A 22,840-nucleotide genomic window follows, 5' to 3' on the forward strand; every position below is an offset into this window, starting at 1 on the left:
GTGCGGATCAGCCGGCGACGCGATCCAGGCTGGGCGATTCGGTGGGAACCGCTTCAGCGTCGGTCGTGACCGATTCGTCACCGGTGCTGATTTCCGGCATCTGTTCGGCCAAGCTGCGAGCTTTGTTGACGACCAATTTGGCCGCGTTCAATTCCGCCAGGTTGAAGAAGCGAACGTTGCCGGTGTACTTGCTTTCGATCCGGTTCTTGACCGCCAATTCGTTCCACGACAGGTCGTCGGTCAGGTGCCAGGTCGCCGCTTGGGCAACGTTTTGCGGCAACTGGCCGCGGCCCAGTGCGTCACACAGAACGTGGACTTCGCGTGAATCGGTGAACTGGTCCAAGGGAACGATCTTGTAAGCCATCTTGGGCCGCGGGTCAGGCTTGCCGTGTTCCAGGCAAACGGTCGTCACGGTCATCTTGTGTTGCTTTTCGGGGGCGATTCGCATCATGCCACCCATGCCCATGCCGCCTCCCATGCCGCCGCCCATCATGCCGCCGCCCATGCCGCCGCCCATGCCACCCATGCCGCCGCCCATGGCTTGGCCGCCGCCCATGCCGCCGCCCATTCCACCCATGCCGCCGCCCATGCCGCCCATACCGCCCATGCCACCCATGCCGCCGCCGCCCATCATCATGTCCTGGGCCAAAACCGGTACGCCGGCAAAGGCGGCCGGCAACTGGATGGTCAGCGGTTGGTCGGTCTTGTTTTTCACCAGCACATTGGCCTTGGTGGCATTGTGCGGGATGAATTTGACTTCGATTTGTTCAGCATCCATTGCCGCAAAAAATTCGACGTTCAAGCCGTCTTCTTGGGCTTTTTCGGGGCGTGCCGCGTCGGTCGTAGGGGCAACGGTGGCGGCGAAAACGCCAAACAGAGCAGCAGCGAAAATGGATCGGGAAAGCATCATCGGTCGGGTGGTCACGAAAAGGTTCCTTGTCGCGAAAGTGTCGCCTCGGTATCCGGCGAAGAGGAGCGGGCCGGAGGCACATCGGAAACGAGTTTCGTCCGCCGCAGCGGTCGCGTGGATCTGCGACCGTTCCGGACGGACACCGGTGACGACGATCGAGGCGTAAGAGACGAAACCATCGCCAGCAAACCGATGACCTTTGGCCACTGTGGTCCGCTTCCCCTGGCGTCGGATCGCTCTTGAACCGTCGTTACAACCGATGATAGTCGCACCGTCACCGGGAACCAAGCAGAATTGTGCGATCCGACACGCGTGAAAATGCGCCCCGCGAACCCCACATTCCGGTTTTGCGGGTCGCATCGACGGGCCACCGTTGGGGGATCGGCCCGGAATGGGTCGAATCGGGGGGCTCAGGCGTCGTCTTGGCCGGTGTAGACCGCGAAAGCTTGCCGCAAGTTTTCAATCGCTTCGGCGGCGCGGTCCGAATCGATCACCGCAGTGACCTGCAATTCACTGGTGCTGATCATTTGCACATTGATCCCGGCGTCGGCCAGTTGGCGGAACAGCACCGTGCCGACTTGCGTGTGGCTGCGCAATCCGATCCCGCTGACCATCACTTTGGCGATGCCCTTGGTCCCACGGACGTCTCGCATCCCGTGGCGGTCACAGATTTCTCTGGCGACTTGCAAGCCTTTTTCCAAGTCCGATTCTTCGACCGTAAAGCTGACGCTGGTCGATCCATCTTCGCCGTCAAAGCCTTGGACGATCATGTCGACAACGATGCCCGCATTGCCGATCGTTTCGAACATGTTCGCAGCGATTCCCGGTTCATCGGGCACGCCGAACATGGTCACGCTGGCTTGGCCGTCGGCCATGGAGATGTCGGTCAACGTCAACGCCTCCAGTGCATCGTTGCGCAACCGAGCGATGACTTGTTCGACGTCCGCATCGACTTCGCGATCCGCTTTGATCTTGCTCCATGATTTCGCGTCGTCCGGACGCCGGTGCAATTCGAACGCCTCGTGGACCGCACGCAATGCGGTGGCGGCTTGGCTGCGCGGCACAAGCGCGCTGATCTTGATCTCGCTGGTCGTGATCATCTGAATGTTGACTTTGGCATCGGCCAAGGCGCGGAACATTCGCGATGCGACAGATGTTTGTGTGACCATGCCGTTGCCGACCACGGAGATCTTGGACACTTGATCGTCATGCGTGACGCCGGTGGCACCGACGTGGTGCAAGACCGATTCGACCGCACGCAGGGTGCCCATCAATTCGGTCCGCGGAACGGTGAAGGACACGTCCGCCTTTCCGTCTTGGCCGACGTTTTGAACCACCATGTCGACGGCGATCTTTTTGTCGGCGATGGCCGAAAAGATTTGCAGGCTTTTGCCGGGAACATCCGGAACGTCCAACACCGTCACTCGGGCTTCGTCCGCCGTCATGGCCGCACCGCTGACCGCTGAGCTGTCTGATTCGCTTTCGGCAACGATCATCGTGCCGTCGGTGTCCGAAAAGCTGCTGCGGACGTGGATCGGAACGCCAAACTTTTTGGCAAACTCGATCGACCGGCTGTGCATCACGCCCGCACCCAGGCTGGCCAGTTCCAGCATTTCGTCGTAGCTGATCACGTCCACCCGGCGGGCTTCGGGCAACAACCGAGGGTCGGTCGTGTAAACGCCATCGACGTCGGTGTTGATTTCGCAAGCGTCGGCGCCCAACACCGCGGCCAAGGCGACGGCCGTCGTGTCGCTGCCGCCACGTCCCAGGGTCGTGATGTTCATGTCGTCGTCGATGCCTTGGAATCCGGCAGCCACGACGATGTTGCCTTCGTCCAGCAAGCGTTCGATTCGCTCGGTGCTGATCGATTGGATGCGTGCTTTGCTGAAACTGTTGTCGGTCTTCATCCCAATTTGACCGCCCGTCAGGCTGACCGCCCGGCTGCCCATGTCGTCGATCGCCATCGCCACCAACGCGACGCTGACTTGTTCGCCCGTGCTGAGCAGCATGTCCAATTCGCGCGCCGGCGGGTCGCTGGAAACCTGGTCGGCCAAGGTCAGCAAAGTGTCCGTGTTTTTGCCCATCGCGCTGACGACCATCACGACACGATGGCCGTCACGTTGAGCTCGGATGGCCTTGCGAGCGGCCGCGCGGATTTTTTCGGCGTCGGCGACACTGGTGCCGCCAAACTTTTGGACGATCAGAGACATGGAAAGGAATCGAGATGACAGGATAGAAAACGGTCGATGTGCGTTCGCCGGACGATGGTGTTGTCACGCCGGAGGACAATTTGGCCTGAAAACGTTGCCGACAGACCTGGGGTTTGTGTCGGTGCCGCCACAGCCGGCCGGCAGATTTAGGACCGGCCCATGAAGTGATCCATCATGTCCCAACCTTTGGGAAAAGATAGATCTGATTCGGCGGCGGCCACTTCGTCGAAGGTTTTAGCGGCGTCCGCATTGATCCCTTCGCCCGCGATCACCAGCGGCACGACCCCATGGGTGTGTTTCTTGGTTCGACAGAACGTCGGGTGGTCGGGCAAAACCAGCATGCGGTAAGGCCCCTGGTCACGAAGGGCATCATGCAGTGGCGCGACGATGTGTTGATCGATGTGTTCCAAGGCTTCGATCTTGGCCTCCACTCGGCCTTCGTGCGACGCCTCATCGGGGGCTTCGATGTGGACGCAGACCACGTCATAGTCGGCCAACGCTTGAACCGCCGCGGCACCCTTGCCGGCGTAATCGGTGTCCAAGTATCCCGTCGCACCTTCGACTTCGATCCGTTCCCATCCCGCCAGCGCGGCGATGCCCCGCAGCAGATCCACGGCCGTGATCATCGCGCCGCGGACGTCGTATCGCTGTTGAAACGTGGGCAAGTCCGGTGCACCGCCCAGCCCCCACAGCCACAGATGCGTGACGGGTTTCAAACCGGCTTCCACCCGTGCCGCGTTGACCGGATGGTCGGCAAACAGGTCCGCCGAATCGCTCATCAATCGCACCAGCAGATCGCTGCCTGGTCCCCGCGGAAACGCGTCGGTCACCGGCAGGTCGGTCAGGTCGTGCGGAGCCGTTGATCGGGTTTCCGGCGAAAACGGGGCCGGCATCGCTTCGCTGCCACGGAAAATCAGCAAGTTCCGATAGCTGACGCCGGTGACGAAACTCAGACAGTCGACGATGTCACCGTAGGCTTCCCGGCCGGCCGGGCTCTGCAACGCTTCCTGGGCCGATTTCAACAGCGCGTCGGCTTCCTCGGTCGACACATGATCGGCGGTGAAGTCGATCATCGTCTGGTCGGTGATCGTGACCAGGTTGCAGCGGATCGCCCAGTCACGCTGGTCCAGTTTGATCCCCTGGGCGGCAGCCTCCAACGGCGCACGACCGGTGAAGTACTGATGTGGGTCGTAGCCCAGCAAGCACAAGTTGGCGACTTCACTTCCGGCCGGATATTCAGACGGCGTGTTGTTGGCGGTGCCAACGGTTCCTTCGGCGGCCAATCGGTCCATAGCGGGCAGCTTCGCGGCCTGCAGCGGCGTGAGGCCGTCGAGCGACTGTTGAGGCTCATCGGCACACCCGTCGGGAATCACAATCACATACTTCATCGTCGGCCGATCGACCCAGTCGGGGAAAGCGGGCGGAAAAACCGACGATTGTGAATCAGCGACAGTCCGCCCGAAAGGGGACGGTTGTCGCGGTCGACGACGGTGAACCGCTGCGTCGTTGGATGCCGTCCGGCTTTGTCGGTCGGGCATGCTGTGCCGTTTTGCACCCCCGGGGCTCCACCCGCCAAGCCGACCGCCGGTGTTTCCTGTCGATCGCCTGGGACGTGACTACGAAAGAGGCAGCAGTGCCTTCATCTTGAGCATTGCTGTGCGGTTTTGTTGCACCCGGTGGGGTGTTTCTTCCCCTCCTGTGCGTGCCGTTCGTTCAGAAGTTTCGGAAAAATCTCGAAAAATTGTAAACTTATCTGGACGCCCCACCGGTCAGCTTTGGTCCGCCTGTTTCCCCTAAGGACCGTTTGGACCGGTTTCTCTTCGGCGTGTGCCGCGCCTCTTCGATCTCTGTGGCCTGTTGCTTGCGTGATGCGAAACGGCATCAACGAAGCCTCTCTCGAGCCACGCCCGGCGCGGCCGACGGCATTCCGACACTTTATCTCAAACATGTATTTGGAAACTCAAGGAATGTGTTCTTCAACCAAACGACGTCTCTCTCGAAGCTCCGGCTTCACGCTTGTGGAACTGTTGGTGGTCATTGCGATCATCGGCGTGTTGGTCGGCCTCTTGTTACCCGCGGTCCAAGGGGCACGCGAAGCCGCGCGTCGCATGCAGTGTTCCAACAACATGAAACAACTCGGCTTGGCACTGCATAACTATCACAGTGCCTTCAAAGTCTTTCCCGCCAACGTGGGTGCCAAAGCATCCGGCAATCCCAATCGCGGTGCCTCGTGGCTGGTGCAAATCCTGCCTCAGATCGAACAGTCATCGCTTTATGACAAGCTGACTTTTGTAGACACCGACTTTAGCACTCAAGACGGGGCGAACCGCAACTGGGAAGTCTTGGACGACGCGATCGTTCCTGGATTGAATTGCCCGTCCAATGACTTGCCCAACTTCCGTGAAAACACAGCCAATGGTCCAACGCAAGCCTTGGGTGCACCGGAGGTCTACATGACCCAGGTGGTCGATTACGTCGGCGTCATCGGCTACTACTTCACGCCGGGCAAGCGTAGCGGCGATGCCGGCTATACACCGGGTGCTCGCTCGGATGGTTCACGCAACGTGTGGACTGGTTACGGATGGATGCAAGACGCTGGCGTTTTGGGAATCCACAACTCCAAATTCCGTAACACCCGTTTCGCCAGCATCATTGACGGAACCAGCAACACGATCGCCATCGGTGAACACTCTGCCGAAATGGTGCACGCCGACGGCAATCGCACCGACAGCCGACCCAGCAGCCACGCCGGTGGTGCTTGGAATGCCGGCCCCGCCTTTCACGGGTGGTTGGGATGGACCGCGAACATCACCGTTCCGCGTTGGCCCATCAACAGTATTTACTCGGGTAACTACACCCAGCGATACGGATACACGTTGCACAACGGTTTCCGATCTAACCACCCCGGCGGTGCGATGTTCACGATGGGTGACGGCTCGGTGCAATTCATCACCGACAGTGTCGACTTCGACGATGTCTTCATGGCGATGAACGGCCGCAACGACCGCTATTCGTACAACCAAGAATTCTAAGGCTTCGCCAAAAATCGAAGCCCTCGCCCAAATCGCGGGCGTCTGATCACTCGCGCCGGCACGGCCCTGACCGGTCGTTGCCGGCCCCATCTTCCTAAAGAACTTTCCAGTCTACACCTCCAACTTTCTTGTTCGACCAAAGGATAACGAATTGATGAACGCGTTCACGCGAGCCATGAAGGGCTTGGCAGCCATCGGCACATTGGCCCTGGTCACCGGTTGCGGCTCGAGTCTGCCACCGATCGGCGAAGTCTCCGGCCTGGTTACTCAAGACGGCAAACCGGTCGAAGGCGTTTCGATTGAATTTGTGCCTGTCGACGGCGGCCGTCCATCGATGGCCGTCACCGACAGCGAAGGCCGTTACAACGCGATCTATACTCCCGACACTGAAGGAGTCCTGATCGGTAAACACACCATCCGTTACGAAGTGCACGGGCCCGCACCGGAGATGCCTGCGGATTCCGACGGCGAATTCATTCCCGTTTCGCGGAAGCCCGACATGGGCGGCAATAAGAAACTACAGCCCAGCGAAGTCGAAATCGTCGACGGCAGCAACGAAATCAACTTCGAGTTCGTGAAGGGATGAAGTTCAGCATTCAAACCCTGATCGGCTTGGGGCTGTTGTTGTCATTCGGCTGCACACCGCCGCCGTCGTCAACACTGGGTTTGGTGACCGGCACCGTCTTCTACGATGGCAAGCCGGTCCCCAACCTGGCGTTGGAATTTCATCCCGTTTCCGGCGGTCGGCCTTCGCTGGCCTTCACCAACGAACGGGGCCACTTCGAAGCGATCTATTTGGCCAACGTTCCCGGGGCGGTCATCGGGTCCCACACGATCCGTTATGAGATGACGCCTGGTGAATTGCCGGCCGACATCAGTCCCGCAGAGATGTTGAAGGTCCAGCGGCCCGATTTCGTTGACGACGCAACCCTGCGTCCCGACGAAGTCCGCGTGCTGCAAGGCACCAACCACTTCGAACTGCGGTTGGTTCCGCCGCCACCACCGGAAAACGTCGATCCGATTGGGGGCGAGGCTTTGGAAGAAGTCTCGAACCCCGTCGATCCCCAAGTCCCCGCGACGGAGGCAACCTCGTCCAGCGAGATTCCACCGTCATCTACCGACCAGATCGAACCCCAGCTGGAACCACCCGGACAATAAGGGGTCAGCGGACAATACCGGACACTAAGGGGTCAGGCCTCTTTTCGGGAAAGCATCCGAAAAGACCCCCGTCCCCTTAAGGATTGCGCAGGCCTCTTTTCGGGAAAGCATCCGAAAAGACCCCCGTCCCCTTAAGGATTGCGCGTCCCCTTAAGGATTGCGAAAACGCGAGGACGCGGAGTGTCTGTTTGCGGATCAGAAACAGCCATTCTGGGTCGGGGTTCGCTCCGGGTGCTCCAATCGAACCCTTACGGTCCGAGTTTTCCGCAGCAGCGTTGCAAAGCGACCGGGCCGGTGGGGAATTCCCGACAAGCGACCTGGGAAGTGCGTCAAGTTGTCCAGGGGCCAACTAGGCTTGCGCGACGTGTGCTCATCCGGGGCGTTCCGAAAGGATCGGGTGATGTGACACCACGGTCCAATCGTATCCGCCCGCGCATTCGTCGAAATCGTTATCTATGGAATCTTCCGCTGTTGCTTCGGCCGCCAGCCCGATCGATGTCAGCTCGCCTTTGGACGATGACGCCAGCGCCGGCGGAGAAAAACCGGCGACGCTGAAGCCGCACAAACGCATTGTCGAATTGGATGCGTTGCGGGCCTTTGCGGCGATCAATCTGGTGATGTTCCACTTCACCCATGTCTATGATGTGAAGTTCGGCTATGTCCAGCCGCTGGGGTGGCAATGGCCGTTCGGCGCCTATGGCACGGCGATGTTTTTTATTCTTAGTGGTTTCGTCAACAGCATGTCGCTGATGCGGCGTCGCCAGCCGGCCGATTTCGTCGCGGCTCGTCTGATCCGAATCGTACCGATGTTCTTGATCGTGATCGTCGGCAACTTGGCGGTGATGACGTTGCCACCGCTGAACACGACACCGGTTTCGACGGGACAGTTCTTAGCCAACCTGACGTTGATCCCGCGGGTGTTTGGATACGAGTGCATCGATCCGGTGATGTGGACGCTGCAGGTGGAAATGTTGTTCTATCTGTTGTTGGTGGCGATGTTCACCAGCGGTGCGCTACGCAACCATGTCCGTTGTTGGGGCATCTTGTTGGTTGCTTCGCTGGTGGTTTGTCCGCTGTTGGATGGGTTGAAGACGGGCCACGAGGGAGCGGGCTGGTTTGCCGCCGCCAGTGCGATTCGACATCTGTTGTTGCTTGATTTCGTGCCGTTGTTCGCCATCGGATTCACGCTGTACCAAATCAAGACCGGCGTGGGCGCGATGTGGAAGAACATTGCCTTGATCACCGCAGCGATGTTCGTGTTCCACAGCATCGATCACGGCAAGCACAATCCGGTGGCCACTCTGTTGATCATCGGGATGGTGACGATGGCGGCCTATGGCAAGATCCCGGTCTTGCGTTTGAAGCCGTTTGTGTTCGTCAGCACCATTTCCTACGCATTGTATTTGTGCCACAACAATTTGGGGTGTGCACTGATCTATCGATTGAATCACGGCGGGTATCCCAGCCAAGTCGCTTTGGGCGTCACGTTGTTGTTTGCCTTTGCCGTGGGAACTCTCGTGACGACACGGATCGAGCAACCGATGACTCGGCGGCTTCGCGAAGCCTGGACGCGTTACCGAGCTCCCCAGAGTGTCGGTGGTGGCGGTGCGGAACTGGCGGCCTGAGTCGGCTGCCTGAGCTGCGGGAATCCTGGGCGACTGGGGGACCTCTTTCCCCGGACATGTTAAAACGTAGCCCCACCGGTTCGATCCGGTGTCGGCCGCGGATGACTGTCAGGGAAACGTTCTGCTTTGCGACTGTACTACACCGATCATTTTGAATTACCGCTGCCGGATGGTCATCGATTTCCGATGGACAAGTACCGACGGCTTCGGAGGCGAATTTCTGAGAGTTCGCGGCACATTCAGGACCCACTGATTGTGCCGCCGGCGGCCACCGACTCACAGCTATTGCTGTGTCACACGCCTCGCTATGTGCGTGCCGTTTGCGAGGGCAGTTTGACGCCCGCAGAAATTCGGCGAATCGGATTTCCTTGGTCGCCGAAGATGGTCGAGCGATCCAGGCGAAGCACCGGAGCGACCCTTGCCGCAGCGCGGGCGGCGATGGAGGACGGAATCGCCGCCAACCTGGCCGGAGGCACGCATCACGCCTTTGCCGACGCGGGCGAAGGTTATTGCGTTTTCAACGACGCGGCCGTTGCGATTCGGGTCCTGCAAACCGAAGGCAGAATCGGTCGTGCCGCCGTCATCGACTTGGACGTGCATCAGGGCAATGGGACCGCCAGTCTGTTGGGCAGCCGCGACGACGTTTTCACGTTGTCGATTCACGGTGTCAAAAATTTCCCGTTAAGAAAGATGCCCAGTCATCTGGACATCGACTTGCCCGATGGGACCAGGGGACCTGAATACTGTCGAACGCTGGTCGATGCTTTGAATGCGGTGGCAAATCACGGGCCTTACGACCTGGCCATCTATCTGGCCGGTGCGGATCCGTTCGAGGGCGATCGACTGGGCCGGCTTTCGCTGACCAAGCACGATTTGTCGGTGCGTGACCAGACGGTGATCGATTGGTGTGCAGACCGATCGATCCCTTTGGCGATTGCGATGGCGGGCGGCTATGCCCCCGAAGTGGACGATATCGTCGACATCCACTTTAGCACAATCGGGATCGCGTCGGCGGCCGCGTCGCGGATCCGAAGCTCGGTGTGAGAATCGGACAACTGGTGACGACTTTGGTGGCGGGAAAGGAACCCGGCAGCGACATTCTGTCACGCCAGAGAATCGTCATACGATTGCGGTTAAATTTCGGTTTGGACGCGTTTACGCCGTCCAGGATCGTTTGTCAGTTGTTAATCTATATTGAAGTTGATCAAAAAATGGTTGAGCAAATGGATTGCCGACCGTCTTTGATACTGACGTGACCCGGTAGCGAATTGGTTTCGCGCTGAAAATCCGAGCGGTTCGTCCTGGGCGTCGTCAAATTGACCTGATGGTTACTGGCAGAGAAGAACAAAGGCGATGGATTCGATCACCGACGTATTGGCGCGTAGCAGCGAGGGCGAGAGCAGCGAGACTGATCGTCTGTTTTCGCTGATGTACGACGACTTGCGTCGGCTGGCGGGAAAGTTTCTGCGTAACGAACCGGCGCGTGATCGTCTGAGTTCATCATCGCTGGTGCACCAGGCATATGTTCGCATGGTGGACCAGTCGCGGGTCAATTGGCAGGGAAAGACGCATTTTTTTGCCATCGGCGCCACCGTCATGCGGCGCATCTTGGTCGATCACGCACGAAAGACTCGGGCGAACAAACGCGGTGGCAATTGGCAACGCCGCGAGTTGACCGACGAAGTCACGTTTCATTTGCATCGCGATGACGACGTGATGGCGCTGGATGATTTGTTACAGACGCTGGAAAAGTTGAACCCGCGCCAGGCGAAGATCGTCGAACTGCGATTCTTTGGCGGGCTGACGATGCGTGAGATTGCTGCCGAAGTGAATTTGGGGCTTCGCACGATCGAAAAGGAATGGGCCATGGCACGGGCTTGGATGCGCCGTGAACTTCGCCAAGGCTTGCCCGAAGATGAAGCGGATGCCGCCGGATCGTCGACGGAAGATACCCCGCCAGTCGATGCCTGATGGATGCCGATCGTTACGCTCGGGTCCGCGACCTGTTTTTGGCGGCCGACGAATTGCCGCCCGACCAACAAGAAGCCTGGGTTCGGTCGAACTGTGGCGATGATGATTCGTTGGTCCAGGAAGTCATGTCGTTGTTGGCCGAACACGACATCGATTCGGCTCGTGCCGAGGGTGAACGAAGCATTGACCTAAGTCAGTCGTTGGCCGCGGCGGGGGGGGATGCCGAATCGACGCCATCGTTTCCCACCCCGTCTTTGCCGCAAAGCGACGACCAGGGGACCAAACGAGGGCCCGCCAAGGTTGCCGGCGGCAAGCCAAAGACGCGAACCGGCAGCAGCGATACAGATCGTGGACAGATCACTCGGGTCGGAGCCCAGCGTACCCAAGCGGTTCCGCGCTATGGATCAGGACGCCGGACCAAACGTGGCAGCGGTGGCGGGACAATGCCGCCGCCCAATACGGTGTTGTGGGTTCACCAGACGCGCAAAGCCCGACGTCGCAATTCCTGGTGGTTGTTGCTGGCGTTGATCATCCCGACATGTTTGGTCGGCTGGCTGACGTATCGCAACGTCGCATCGCTATTGCGACAAGAAGTCCAAAACGATCTCGAGGGCTTGGCCGACGGCCTGTTGCGATCATCGGCGCGGTTTCTGGACAACCGTGTTCAATTGGTCGAATCGTGGGCTCGTGCGGAAGAAGTTCGCGCATGTGTGGTCAAGCTGGTTGGGATCGCCCGCGGTGACGATCCGGTGGATGCACTAAGGTCTGCACCGGAGACCGACACGATCATGCAGCAACTGCAATATCTGTCCGGTCGCGACGATATCAAGTTCGTGATTTGGGACCGCACCGGGACGACGTTGTCCAGCTGGTTGCCCGATCGCGCCGACGTGGGCAATCCGATCGTTCAAGACCAGGCCAATGGGCTGGCCCGAGTGTTTCGCGGCCAGTCGATCATTTATGGCCCCGAACGGATGGTGGAATCCACCGAGGGCTTTGTGCCCGAAACCGACCGACCTGTGATGGCACCGATCGTGCCGGTCCGCGATGACAACGGAAAGATCATTGCGGCATTGCTGGTTCGCGGTTTTGAAATGTTTGACGACTTCAACCAAGTCTTCAGCGAAACCGCGCGGGTCAGCGGGACGGATGTGTACGCGGTCAATCGTGACGGCATCATGGTTTCGGAAAGCCCCTATGCGGTGGCCGCGGCGCGACGCGGTGATCTGAAAGTGGATCCCGACGGAATCAGTGCGGTGATGCGTGTCAGCGAGATCTTGCGGGCCGATGACGATGATCCATTTTCCCGAATGGTCGAACCGCTGACCTATGCCGCGGCCCGAGCGTCCAAGGGACGCACCGGTATGCGAATGACGCCTTATGAAAACTATGCCGGGCATCACGTGATCGGTGCGTGGCGTTGGATGCCGCGATGGCAAATGGCGATCTTGGTGGAAGAACCGGCGGACAAAGCGTTCGCCGCGGCGGGGATCGTACGATTCGGCTTCTTGTCGCTGGGCGGACTGTTGACGGTCGCCGCGTTGGTCACCGCAAGTTTGATCGCACGCCGGTCGGCATTGAACGAAGCCGTGCTGCACCCGCTAAGTCGCTACGAGATCTTGGGCGAATTGGGCAGCGGTGGCATGGGCGTTGTTTATCGGGCAAGACATCGACAGTTGGGCCGCGACACGGCGCTGAAGGTTTTGCGAGGCGATCGCCGCAGTCGTGAAGATCAACAGCGTTTCGATCGCGAGGCCCGTTTGGCCGCGACATTGTCCAGTCCGCACTGTGTGAAGATTTACGATTACGGCAGCAGTCCGGACGGCGAAGCGTACTGTGTGATGGAGTTTCTGGAGGGGCTGACGTTGTACGAAGTCGTCGCCCGCAGCGGCCACCAATCGTTCGGCCGCACGCTATTCATCCTGCGGCAAATCTGTGACGCGATCGGCGAAGCGCACGGCAAAGGTTTGTTGCACCGTGACTTGAAACCTCAAAACGTGATCTTGTCGCATGATGCGGCCGTCGGTGATTGGGCGGTGGTGTTTGATTTCGGTTTGGCCAAGCCGGTCGACCCCACCGGCGACGTGTTCAATACATCCGAAACGATCTGGTCGGGCACACCGATGTACATGGCCCCCGAACGCTTTCGGTCTCCCGAATCAGCCGACCCACGATCGGATATTTATGCGATCGGCTGCATCGCCTATTTCTTGTTGTCAGCGCATCCGCCGTATGCGGAATGCGACCCCGAATCGATGTTCGCATTGATCTTGAACGAGAAGCCGATTCGCATGAGTACGCATCGTGGCGAATCGGTGCCGCCGGAGCTGCGTGAACTGGTCGAACGCAGCATGTCGAAATCGTTGGAACGTCGCTTCCAGTCGGTCAGTGATTTGGCCGAAGCAATCGATCGATTGCGAGTCTATTATCCGTGGACGAGCGAGAATGCGGACGTCTGGTGGCAAGTCCACGGGGCCGAATTTTTGGACGGACGCGAGTTTCGGCCGGATCAGATTGACTTATGAACGGGCCAAAGCACGTCAGCGGGCCGGATCAGCCCGAATCATTGGGCCGCCAACGCTCGGGCAGTCAACACTCGGGCAGCCAACATTCGGGCGGGCAGCCCAATGCTTGTTCCGATTCAAGGTCTGGGCTGGACGATTCGTCTACTTGGAAAGGCGTGTTGTTGGCCGGCGGCGATGGGACTCGGCTGGCACCACTGACGGTCGCGGTCAGTAAGCAACTGATGCCGATCCACGACAAGCCGATGATTTTTTATCCGCTGTCGACATTGATGTTGGCGGGGATCCGCGATGTGTTGTTGATCTGTAAACCGGAACAACGCACGCTGTTCCAGCGTCTGTTGGGTGACGGATCGGCATACGGAATTCGTATCGATTACGCCGTCCAACCGGTGGCCGACGGGATTGCCCAATCGTTGCTGATCGCATCGGATTTTGTGGCCGGCCATCGTTGTTGTCTGATTTTGGGAGACAACCTGTTTTACGGCGATGGTCTGGTGGGCCATTTGCAATCGGCGATGCAACGCTGTCGTGGTGCATCGGTGTTCGCTTATCGCGTCCAAGATCCGGCCCGCTATGGTGTCGTACGTTTCGACGAATCGGGCAACGCGGTTTCGTTAAGCGAAAAACCGGATCGACCCGAATCGGACTTTGCCGTCCCCGGGATCTATTTTTACGACGACCGGGTCAGCGAATTGGCGGGGCAGCTACAGCCATCACCGCGCGATGAATTGGAAATCACGGATCTGAACCGCCGATATCTGCAAATGGGAAACTTGGCGGTCGAACCCATTGGCCGTGGGACGGCGTGGTTGGACATGGGCACGCACGACAGCTTGCGAGAAGCGGGCAGCTTCGTGGCCACGATCGAACATCGCACGGGGCTGAAGATCGCTTGCTTAGAAGAAATCGCGTTTCGACAAGGCTGGATCGATGCCGCGAAACTGCGAAGCCAGGCCGATCGCTTCGCATCCAGCCAGTACGGCCAATACCTGCGCCGGATCGCCGACGACGGTATTTTGCGAACGTCTTAGTCGGCCAGCGGGATGACGTCGACCGTCGGCCGCTTCAGTGTTTTGCGAATGGTCTGCTTCACCGTGGTCTGTGCCAAGCGTGAAACGTGTCGCCAGCGACCGGCCAATCCTGGGGCTTCCAAGCGGACGTCCATCACGCGACGCGGTTGGCCGTGCAACCGCGATTTGTATTGTTCATCGCCACGCATGAAATCCACGCCCTGGTGACCTTGCTGGTGGGCATGACGCAGCATGAACATGTTCAGCGTCTTACCGGGCTGGACCTTGGACAGGTTCAGATCCGCGCCGGTGCAGTAACAGTACGCTCTATCGTCGTCGCCGATCAGCGAAAGCGATGCGGCAATGGTTTGGTCATCCAAACACAACGCCAACAGTGACAATCGGTCTTGGTGCAGCGCCAATTCGGCCACGCGATGAATGAAACGTCGCGACGCATCATCGGCAAAGCTTCCGGGGAAACCTGCCGCGACCCAGCGGTCTTGATGCAATTGAATCAGGTCGCCCAAGATCGAACGCACGTCGTCAATGTTCTGGGCGAATCGCGCGTGCAACGTTTCGCTTTGGTCAAAGTCACGCAACAATTTGCGGTGATGGTGACGGTGCTTGCGTGAAAACTTCTTCAGGTATTCGTCGAATGATTCGGCACAGGGGACAAACCAAGTGCTCATTCTTGATTCGCGATGCACCGACACGCCGCGTCGGGCCAACGCACATAGCAAAGATTCCATTCGTGGATCGCCTTCGACGACACCGTCGATTTGGATCGAATTCCATCGCGATGAAGGTTCCATTGCCGTGCCGGCCAGGAAACCAGCCATGGTATCGATCACGTCATCAGTGTGATCGGGGGCGGCCAGGACGGAGACGTGGTCGGTGCACGTTTTGCCGTCGGCCATGTTGTGAAGCGAATGGGGCGTCGCGTCGTCATGATACAGCGGTAAAGCGCCGAACAGTTTCCTGGCTTCATCACGGACGACCAGCGTCCGGCAATGACGTTTGTCTGCCAAGTGGTCCCACCAGGGTGCCAGCCACAAGGTTTGACCGAACGGGGTTCCGTTAGTCATGCGGTCCCAAGCGTCACGATCGTGCATCAAGCCGTCGAAGTGATCGCACCAGCAAGCGGACAGCTTTCCTTGAATTTTGTCGGCGTCCGATCGGTTGGGAAACGGCAGGATGAAATCGGCTGGCGTCGAAAACGTGGGCGTGGTGGAAGACGCGGGCATCGTAAAATCGATTGGGGCAGACGGTTGGCGATTGCAGTCGTTCGGGCCGAGGAACCAGTGCCCGGGAAACGATCGTTTTGCCGGTCAAGATGGACAGCATCAGGCACACAAATCGGGCCGGGGCAATGGTAAGCTAGGTCACCCCGGTGGGACGCATCACGCGAAATACACCGGCCGAGTCGCTTGTTCACCTATCGCAAACTTCATCGACCATTCCACCGGAACCTTTGGTATGACCGTTAAATTCTGTTGCCACGTTTGGGCAGTGTTTGCCGTCGGACTGTTGGCCACATCGCCTGTGTTTGCCGATTCTTGGCCGGGGTTTCATGGCCCCGATGCGCGGGGGATCGCCCCCGAAGGTCAACTGCCATTGTTGGGTGAATCGACGAAACCGATCTGGACCCAAACGCTGGGGTCCCGCGATGTCGGATCGCCGATCGTGGTCAATGACCGAATCTATCTGCTTCGCAGCGATCCGCAGGCCGCGATGATTTCGCTGGATTGTCGAAACCTTAGCGACGGCGAATTGGTATGGTCGGTGCAGAAGCCACAACAAGTCTATCACTTGCACCTGAGAAACACGTTGGCATCGGCCACTCCGGCGGCCGACGACGACCATCTTTACTGGGCTTACAGCGACGGACGTCACACGTGGTTGATCGCCACCGGATATGACGGACAAGAAGTTTGGACGCGAGATTTCGGACGTTGGCAAAGTCAACACGGATTTGGGACCAGCCCGTTGGTCGTCGGCGATCAAGTCGTGTTGTTTTATTCGCAACAAGCGGAACAGTTGAAACCTGGCGATCAACCTGGTCAAAGTCGAATGATCAGTGTCGACCGAGCGACCGGCGAAACACGTTGGGAAACCGAGCTTGCGTCGACTCGCACCAGTTATGGCGTTCCGGCGATCGTACGTGACGACAACGGACGTCCGACGATGTTGGTTGCAGCCAATACGGGTAACGGCATCTTTGGGCTGGATCCGTCCGACGGACGATTGTTGTTCGACAGCGATGTTTTTGACAAACGTTGCTGCAGTTCCCCCTTGTTGTTCGGCAATCTGGCGATTGGTACCTGCGGCAGCGGTGGCGGCGGGAACCAGTTGGTTGCGGTCGAATTACCGTCACTCGAATCGGGCAACACGGGATCGGACACCGAAGCCAGGGAAGTGTATCGCGTCACCAGCGGTGCACCTTATGTTCCGACATCGGTGATTTCCAACGGCTTGATCTTTGCCGTCGACGATCGTGGCATCGCTAGCTGTATCGACGCCAAGACAGGAAAGACACAAAAACGACAACGTTTGGGTGGCAATTATGGTGCTTCGCCGATCCTGGCCGGTGATCGCTGGTTGGTGATCAGCTTGGACGGTGTCGCCACGGTGATGTCGGCGGATCAGGAAATGTCGGTGCTTTCGGTCAAAGAGTTGGGGTTGCCCGTGGGCGCGACACCTGCGATCGCAGATGGACGGTTGCTGATTCGCGCCGGTGATCAACTTTTGTGCTTCGATGCGGATGAAAACTGAAACCAGTCCGTGTCACGGTGTCATCGCTGTGACATGCAGTAAAACTTGTTTCGCCCGCACAATCGTCACAGTCGGTACCGGTCGACGAAGCGTCAACAGAATCGACGTTGGATGAAAGTTACGATCCCGACAGTCGGTACACATGGCCGAATGACTATCTTGCTGGCGAGGGTCAACCATGTGGAGGACCCGACGCTTCGCAACCGAAAGGGGCTGTCGCTGCAACGTCACGGTGGGTGATGTGACGATGTGAACGACAGTAACTTTGCGATTTTTGGTGAAGGCGGCGAGTCCACGTGTCCAACGCGTTGACTCGCCGTCTTTTTTTATGCGCCGGCCACATCGCGATCGCTTTCGACCTGGTTGCCGGTGCTTTTCTATTCGGGAATCGGGAACGGGTTTTGGTATCCGGGCGTGTCCCCGAAATTGATCCCGAGCGCGCGAGCCGACATGACGGCCGATCCGTTCGGATCGACGGTGCGAATCGAGTCCACCGCATCGGCGATCGGAACGCTGACAATGTCGGGCGGGTCAAAGCTGACCATCTGGCCGAATTTTTTCTGCAACACCAAGCGAACCGCGTGCGTCCCGAACATCGTCGCCAAAACGCGATCGAACGTCGTCGGGCCGCCACCCCGTTGCAGGTGACCCAAGACAACACAGCGGACTTCTTGTTCGATGCGCCGACTGAGTTCGTCGGTGACCACGTGGCCGATGCCGCCGAGCCGAGTCTGTAGGTTGCCGCTGGATTCACCCGATGCGACCATTGATCCGTCGGGCAAATTGGCCCCTTCGGCAACGACCACCAAAGTGAATTCTTTTCCCAATTGCTTGCGTTCGTCGATCTTGGCCAGGATGTTGTCGTATTCCCAGGGGATCTCGGGCAACAGGATTACGTCCGCACCACCGGCGATGCCACCATGCAAGGCGATCCAGCCGGTGTGACGTCCCATGACTTCCATGACCAACACGCGTCGGTGGCTGGCCGCCGTCGTATGCAAACGGTCCAACGCATCGGCGCAACACAGCACGGCGCTGTTGAAGCCGAACGTGTACGCGGTGGATGACAAATCGTTGTCGATCGTTTTGGGGACGCCCACGACCGGCAAACCGGCTTCATGAAACTGCAGGGCGGTCGATAACGATCCATCGCCGCCGACACAGATCAGGCCTTCCAGTTTCAATTCGTCAAACGTGGCACTGACTTTCTTGATCAATTCCGGAGCAATCTCGGCACGGCCGGAAACGCCGACACGGGCGGCAAAGCGACCACGATTGGTGCTGCCCAGAATCGTTCCACCCATGGTCAAGATGCCTTGGGTGTTCTGTGGCGTCAGCTTGCGATAGCGGATCGGATCGATCAGCCCCTCGAAGCCGTCTTCGAACCCGAAGACTTCATAACCCTGCCAATACGCCGTCTTGGCGACCGCACGTAGTACCGCGTTCAGCCCCGGGCAGTCGCCGCCGGAGGTCAACACGCCGATGCGAGGGCGATGGATACTGACCTGTTCGCTTTGCATTTTCAAAAACCTTTACCGATCGAACGTTTCGGTGTTTCCTGATTCGTGTTGTGAACTGGAATCACGCAATCGTGTCTGCGGTCGTCCACGCACCGGCGCACAGTTTTAACGATTCTGAGGATGTTAAAAGGTGGGCTCGCCCGATTGGGTGTACGCTCGGGCCTGCAGTAGGTGAAGTTGGGCTGCGTAATCGTCAAATCTGACAACATTGCATGGTGGTTGTGGGGTACCGCAAGTTTTGAATCCATTTGGTGACACCTGTGGCAAAACGTCGCCAAGAATAACTGTGACGGGACGACGATGCCGCATCGGTTTCCCCTGCTTCCCCACATCCGAGACGCTCGCGACCAACTGCCCTCCCTAACCTGGTCGTGTTCATCATCGCGGTATTGTCGTTTCGTTAATTTCTGCTCGCCTTAAACCGTGTTCCAACTTCTTTTCCCCCCCTGCTTTGGCACCGGTTTGATTGCCGATACGCGTCCGCCCCGCCTGTACCGGACGCGTGTCGGCATCCGAGCGGCTGAATGCATGATCAGTTGGCGTCTTTCAAGATGCGATGATTCTGCATTGGGTTGTTGTTAGCGATGACGCGACGATTGACGTGTGCTTTGGATCCAAAGGGCGATCCGGTGCAACAAGTTGTCATCGACGGGGTCGTTGTGGTCCCAATCTTTGATTTCGATGAAGTGCCGCCGCGTGGTGGTCAATTCTGATTCCAAGTTGCGAGCGTGTTTGATCGGAACGATGCCGTCGTTGTCACCGTGAAGCTGTAGGATCGGGCCGTCAAAGTCCTTCAGACGTTCCACCGAATCAAAGCGTGTTTTCATCAGCCAACGGACCGGCAAAAACGGATACATGCCGGCAGCAACATCGACCAAGCGATCGAACGATCGTTCCAGAATGACGCCGGCGACCGGGCGATGCTGGGCCACCGCCGCGGCGCAACCGCCGCCGAGTGACGATCCATAAACGATGATGTCATCGGGCGCGATGTTGAATTCGTCGCACATCGCATCGACCGCGGCCAGCGAATCATCGACCAGCTTTCGTTCACTGGGCCGATGACCGTCTTCGTTGTAGCCGCGATACTCGGCGGCCAATACGGTGCAAGAGGTTGCGTCGGACAGCCGCTGGATGAATCCCCGATTCCAAATGGCTTTGTTGCCGTTGCCATGAAAATAGATGATGTATCCACCGCCGTCGTGACGGACTAACTGGCCGGTGATTGTCACGTCGTCGGTCGATGGATAATCAAACGGCGTGGCGGTGCTGGGCGATGACTGCCAGTCTTTCAGATCGTTGGGCTTACTGGCACCAGGAAAAACAAGATAAGATTCCAGCATTAACATCGCGGTCAGGACAACAACATAGGAAACAAGGACCACGGCGGTGATGCGTCGCCAAACCGGACGACGCTTCGGACGCACTGATGATTCAGCCGTGTTGGTTTCAGGGACCGACATGCCGGCATCGTCCTTGGTTGGCGGAATGAATCAGTGTTCGATCGACGCGTTGCGGCGGTTTTGGGTGACCCATCCGGTCGTCCGAAACTCACGCCCCGTGGGCGCCCGCGTGGGTGGTGCCGGAATAAGGATGAACAGAGTAACAACTGATCCGATTGCCGACGAGTCGCTGATCCGTCGCTGGCGTGCCGGGCGAATCGTGATGCGCTGTGGACGACTGGAACACATCGCCCGTCGAAACGGTTGGATCCCTGTATCGGTTGCCCAAGTTTGGTGGCAGGCCAAATTCGCGCGGCCGGATGGCGACGTTTGTCACCTGGACTTTCATTCCCCACGCGGCATGTCGGGCGTGTTGACGCTGGACTATGTGTTGTCCGGACGTGGGGCGAAGTTGTCGACCGTGCTGGGGGCAGGCCACGTTTTGAACTGGGTCGCACGTTCACGTGGTGCGATGGTGATCGTCGCCCACGTTTCCAATGCCTCGATCACCGCACCGGTGCTCCGGCGTTTGGGCTGGGAACCGCAGGGTGATGGTCCGTCGACGTCACAATGGATCCGCCGTTTTTATGACGGCTATCCGCCGATACCGATGGATCGGTATTTAAACTCCGGGGCCGGCAAGTCTTAGTGCCGCCGGACCGAAAGGCTCACGCGGCGAATTAGTCTTCTTCACGAAGCTTGGCCAGTGCCGACAGGTCTTCCAGCGTGCTGGTGTCGCCGACGACTTCCCGGCCCGATGCGACGTCACGTAACAAGCGTCGCATGATTTTCCCGCTGCGGGTCTTGGGCAGCGTCGCGGTGAACCGGATGTCATCGGGCTGGGCCAGAGCACCAATTTGTTTGCGAACGTGTTGGCGAAGTTCGTTGCGCAATTCTTCGTTCGGTTCGACATCGGCGACGGTGACAAAGGCGGCGATTGCCTGGCCTTTCAAGTCGTCGGGACGTCCGACCACGGCGGCTTCGCAAACCGCGTCGTGGCTGACCAATGCACTTTCGACTTCGATCGTGCTAAGCCGGTGACCGGAAACGTTGATCACGTCGTCGATGCGGCCCATGATCCAGTAATAACCGTCGCCGTCTTTGCGTGCGTTGTCGCCGGTCAGGTATTTTCCGGGGACCGCCGACCAGTACTGGTCGACAAAGCGATCTTCGTCACCCCAGATGCCGCGAAGCATGCCCGGCCAAGGCTGGCCCATCAACAGCATGCCGCCGTGTTCGGCGTCGACATCATTGCCGGCTTCATCGACGATGACCGGAACGACACCGGGCAGGGGGCGGGTGCATGATCCCGGCTTGGTGGCGGTGATTCCGGGCAACGGACTCATCATGATGCCGCCGGTCTCCGTCTGCCACCACGTGTCGACGATCGGACATTTTTCGTTGCCGATCTTGCGGTGGTACCACATCCAGGCTTCGGGGTTGATGCCTTCGCCGACGCTGCCCAACAAACGCAGCGACGACAGGTCGTGTTTGTCGACGTGTTGATCGCCCCATTTGATGAAGGCACGAATGGCGGTCGGCGCGGTGTAAAGAATTGTGACTTGGTACTTTTCGACCAGTTCCCAAAATCGATCTTCGGCCGGATAGTTCGGCGCACCTTCGTACATCAAGCACGTCGCGCCGGCGGCCAACGGACCGTACACGATATAGCTGTGTCCGGTGATCCAGCCACAATCGGCGGTGCACCAATAGATGTCATCATCGTGATGGTCGAACACCCACTGGAACGTTCGCTTGGCCCACAAGTTGTAACCGGCGGTGGTGTGCCGAATGCCTTTCGGTTTCCCGGTGCTGCCGGACGTGTAAAGGATGAACAGGGTGGTTTCGCTATCCAGAGGTTCGGCGGGCAAATCGTCGGACTGGCCGTCGACGATATCGTGCCACCAAACGTCGCGGCCCTCGGTCATCGGAACGTCGTCTTGGCCGGTGCGACGCAGCACCAAACACTTTTGAACGGTCGGTGATTTGGCGAGCGCTTCGTCGACGGTTTTCTTCAGCTCCAAAACCTTGCCGCGGCGATGCAGGCCGTCGGAGGTCACCATCAACTTGGCACTGGCGTCGTTGTTACGATCGGCGATCGATTCGGCGCTGAAGCCGGCAAAGATCACACTGTGGATGGCACCGATTCGTGCACAGGCCAGCATCGTGATCGCCAATTCCGGCGTCATGGGCATGTAGATGCTGACGACGTCGCCCTGTTGGACACCAAGTTCCTTCAGCGCCGCGGCCGCCTTACAAACCTCGGACAACAACTGGCGATAGGTCAACGTGCGGGTGTCGCCCGGTTCGCCTTCCCAGATGATCGCCGTGCGATCGCCACGACCCGCGGCAACGTGCGCGTCCAAGCAGTTATAGCTGGCGTTGGTCTTGCCGCCGACGAACCACTTCGCGTGAGGCGCGTCCCACTGCAACACGTCGCCAAACGGTTCGAACCAGTGCAGATGTTCGTTGGCTTCTTCACGCCAAAAGGCTTCCGGATCATCCTTGGCCCGCTGGTACATGTCCTGGTACTGCTGTTCACTGCGGATGATCGCGTCAGCGGTGAATTCCGCGGGCGGTGGGAACAGGCGGTCTTCGATCAGGACGTGGTCGATGCTGGCGTTGGCGGCAGGATCTGTCATGGGCTATGTGGCGACCGATAGGC

At 58.8% G+C, this 22,840-nt stretch carries 17 protein-coding genes; 10 read left to right on the top strand and 7 right to left on the bottom strand.

Annotation, left to right across the window (positions count from 1 at the left end; all coding sequences use genetic code 11):
* Positions 1-7: 7 nt before the first annotated feature.
* From HFP54_RS25625 to HFP54_RS12585, 3 genes are all read right to left on the bottom strand, one after another.
* Positions 8-910, bottom strand: a complete 903-nt coding sequence (locus HFP54_RS25625; RefSeq protein WP_235951720.1) for a hypothetical protein — start codon at positions 908-910, stop codon at positions 8-10.
* Positions 911-1,320: 410 nt separating this feature from the next.
* A complete protein-coding gene (locus HFP54_RS12580; RefSeq protein ID WP_146413872.1) occupies positions 1,321-3,120 on the bottom strand; it encodes an aspartate kinase in 1,800 nt (599 codons plus the stop codon).
* 146 nt (positions 3,121-3,266) lie between these two features.
* Entirely contained in the window at positions 3,267-4,508 is a 1,242-nt protein-coding gene (locus tag HFP54_RS12585; protein ID WP_168565392.1) for a cofactor-independent phosphoglycerate mutase, read from the bottom strand.
* A 579-nt stretch (positions 4,509-5,087) separates the two neighbouring features.
* Here HFP54_RS12585 and HFP54_RS12590 point away from each other — a divergent pair.
* The 8 genes from HFP54_RS12590 to rfbA all read left to right on the top strand — a co-directional run bounded on the left by HFP54_RS12590 (position 5,088) and on the right by rfbA (position 14,462).
* Positions 5,088-6,152 carry a DUF1559 family PulG-like putative transporter gene (locus HFP54_RS12590; RefSeq protein ID WP_146413870.1) on the top strand — a complete coding sequence of 355 codons (1,065 nt, stop codon included), beginning with the start codon at positions 5,088-5,090 and terminating at the stop codon, positions 6,150-6,152.
* Between the two features lie 154 nt (positions 6,153-6,306).
* Positions 6,307-6,738, top strand: coding sequence for a carboxypeptidase-like regulatory domain-containing protein (locus tag HFP54_RS12595; protein WP_146413869.1), 432 nt, complete (start codon positions 6,307-6,309; stop codon positions 6,736-6,738).
* Positions 6,735-7,310, top strand: coding sequence for a carboxypeptidase regulatory-like domain-containing protein (locus HFP54_RS12600; protein WP_168565393.1), 576 nt, complete (start codon positions 6,735-6,737; stop codon positions 7,308-7,310). Before HFP54_RS12595 ends, HFP54_RS12600 begins: the two co-directional genes overlap by 4 nt.
* Positions 7,311-7,765: 455 nt before the next feature.
* Positions 7,766-8,935, top strand: coding sequence for an acyltransferase family protein (locus HFP54_RS12605; protein ID WP_168565394.1), 1,170 nt, complete (start codon positions 7,766-7,768; stop codon positions 8,933-8,935).
* A gap of 126 nt (positions 8,936-9,061) precedes the next feature.
* Entirely contained in the window at positions 9,062-9,979 is a 918-nt protein-coding gene (locus HFP54_RS12610; RefSeq protein ID WP_168565395.1) for a histone deacetylase family protein, read from the top strand.
* A gap of 309 nt (positions 9,980-10,288) precedes the next feature.
* On the top strand, positions 10,289-10,906 hold the full coding sequence (locus HFP54_RS12615; protein WP_145297407.1) for a sigma-70 family RNA polymerase sigma factor: 618 nt from the start codon (positions 10,289-10,291) through the stop codon (positions 10,904-10,906).
* On the top strand, positions 10,906-13,431 hold the full coding sequence (locus HFP54_RS12620; protein ID WP_146413864.1) for a serine/threonine protein kinase: 2,526 nt from the start codon (positions 10,906-10,908) through the stop codon (positions 13,429-13,431). Before HFP54_RS12615 ends, HFP54_RS12620 begins: the two co-directional genes overlap by 1 nt.
* Positions 13,428-14,462 (top strand): glucose-1-phosphate thymidylyltransferase RfbA, encoded by a 1,035-nt coding sequence (gene rfbA, locus HFP54_RS12625; protein ID WP_168565396.1) that lies wholly within the window; start codon positions 13,428-13,430, stop codon positions 14,460-14,462. Before HFP54_RS12620 ends, rfbA begins: the two co-directional genes overlap by 4 nt.
* On the opposite strand, the gene HFP54_RS12630 is transcribed toward rfbA, so the two are convergent.
* Positions 14,459-15,685 carry a GNAT family N-acetyltransferase gene (locus HFP54_RS12630; protein WP_168565397.1) on the bottom strand — a complete coding sequence of 409 codons (1,227 nt, stop codon included), beginning with the start codon at positions 15,683-15,685 and terminating at the stop codon, positions 14,459-14,461. The genes rfbA and HFP54_RS12630 overlap by 4 nt on opposite strands.
* 232 nt (positions 15,686-15,917) lie before the next feature.
* Here HFP54_RS12630 and HFP54_RS12635 point away from each other — a divergent pair, with 232 nt between their 5' ends.
* On the top strand, positions 15,918-17,213 hold the full coding sequence (locus tag HFP54_RS12635) for a BamB-related PQQ repeat family beta-propellar protein (protein WP_168565398.1): 1,296 nt from the start codon (positions 15,918-15,920) through the stop codon (positions 17,211-17,213).
* Positions 17,214-17,590: 377 nt separating this feature from the next.
* On the opposite strand, the gene HFP54_RS12640 is transcribed toward HFP54_RS12635, so the two are convergent.
* Together HFP54_RS12640 and HFP54_RS12645 are read right to left on the bottom strand one after the other, a co-directional pair.
* On the bottom strand, positions 17,591-18,733 hold the full coding sequence (locus tag HFP54_RS12640) for a 6-phosphofructokinase (RefSeq protein ID WP_146413860.1): 1,143 nt from the start codon (positions 18,731-18,733) through the stop codon (positions 17,591-17,593).
* 578 nt (positions 18,734-19,311) lie between these two features.
* The gene (locus HFP54_RS12645; protein ID WP_168565399.1) at positions 19,312-20,196 is read right to left on the bottom strand and encodes an alpha/beta hydrolase; all 885 of its coding nucleotides are present in this window, start codon (positions 20,194-20,196) and stop codon (positions 19,312-19,314) included.
* Between the two features lie 130 nt (positions 20,197-20,326).
* Between HFP54_RS12645 and HFP54_RS12650 the strand changes: the two genes are divergently transcribed.
* Positions 20,327-20,824 carry a hypothetical protein gene (locus HFP54_RS12650; protein ID WP_168565400.1) on the top strand — a complete coding sequence of 166 codons (498 nt, stop codon included), beginning with the start codon at positions 20,327-20,329 and terminating at the stop codon, positions 20,822-20,824.
* 31 nt (positions 20,825-20,855) lie between these two features.
* Here the strand turns inward: HFP54_RS12650 and acs are convergent, their stop codons facing one another.
* Complete coding sequence (gene acs / locus HFP54_RS12655) at positions 20,856-22,817, bottom strand: acetate--CoA ligase (protein ID WP_168565401.1); 1,962 nt, start codon at positions 22,815-22,817, stop codon at positions 20,856-20,858.
* Positions 22,818-22,840: the final 23 nt, after the last annotated feature.

It is taken from the genome of Crateriforma spongiae (genome assembly GCF_012290005.1).
Lineage (GTDB): Bacteria > Planctomycetota > Planctomycetia > Pirellulales > Pirellulaceae > Crateriforma > Crateriforma spongiae.

Coding starts and splice junctions, on each gene's coding strand:
- HFP54_RS12635 (WP_168565398.1), top strand. CDS start 15,918: ATGACCGTTAAATTCTGTTGCCACGTTTGGGCAGTGTTTGCCGTCGGA.
- HFP54_RS12580 (WP_146413872.1), bottom strand. CDS start 3,120: ATGTCTCTGATCGTCCAAAAGTTTGGCGGCACCAGTGTCGCCGACGCC.
- HFP54_RS12650 (WP_168565400.1), top strand. CDS start 20,327: ATGAACAGAGTAACAACTGATCCGATTGCCGACGAGTCGCTGATCCGT.
- HFP54_RS12645 (WP_168565399.1), bottom strand. CDS start 20,196: ATGTCGGTCCCTGAAACCAACACGGCTGAATCATCAGTGCGTCCGAAG.
- HFP54_RS12605 (WP_168565394.1), top strand. CDS start 7,766: ATGGAATCTTCCGCTGTTGCTTCGGCCGCCAGCCCGATCGATGTCAGC.
- rfbA (WP_168565396.1), top strand. CDS start 13,428: ATGAACGGGCCAAAGCACGTCAGCGGGCCGGATCAGCCCGAATCATTG.
- HFP54_RS12600 (WP_168565393.1), top strand. CDS start 6,735: ATGAAGTTCAGCATTCAAACCCTGATCGGCTTGGGGCTGTTGTTGTCA.
- HFP54_RS12595 (WP_146413869.1), top strand. CDS start 6,307: ATGAACGCGTTCACGCGAGCCATGAAGGGCTTGGCAGCCATCGGCACA.
- HFP54_RS12590 (WP_146413870.1), top strand. CDS start 5,088: ATGTGTTCTTCAACCAAACGACGTCTCTCTCGAAGCTCCGGCTTCACG.
- HFP54_RS25625 (WP_235951720.1), bottom strand. CDS start 910: ATGATGCTTTCCCGATCCATTTTCGCTGCTGCTCTGTTTGGCGTTTTC.
- acs (WP_168565401.1), bottom strand. CDS start 22,817: ATGACAGATCCTGCCGCCAACGCCAGCATCGACCACGTCCTGATCGAA.
- HFP54_RS12640 (WP_146413860.1), bottom strand. CDS start 18,733: ATGCAAAGCGAACAGGTCAGTATCCATCGCCCTCGCATCGGCGTGTTG.
- HFP54_RS12615 (WP_145297407.1), top strand. CDS start 10,289: ATGGATTCGATCACCGACGTATTGGCGCGTAGCAGCGAGGGCGAGAGC.
- HFP54_RS12630 (WP_168565397.1), bottom strand. CDS start 15,685: ATGCCCGCGTCTTCCACCACGCCCACGTTTTCGACGCCAGCCGATTTC.
- HFP54_RS12620 (WP_146413864.1), top strand. CDS start 10,906: ATGGATGCCGATCGTTACGCTCGGGTCCGCGACCTGTTTTTGGCGGCC.
- HFP54_RS12585 (WP_168565392.1), bottom strand. CDS start 4,508: ATGAAGTATGTGATTGTGATTCCCGACGGGTGTGCCGATGAGCCTCAA.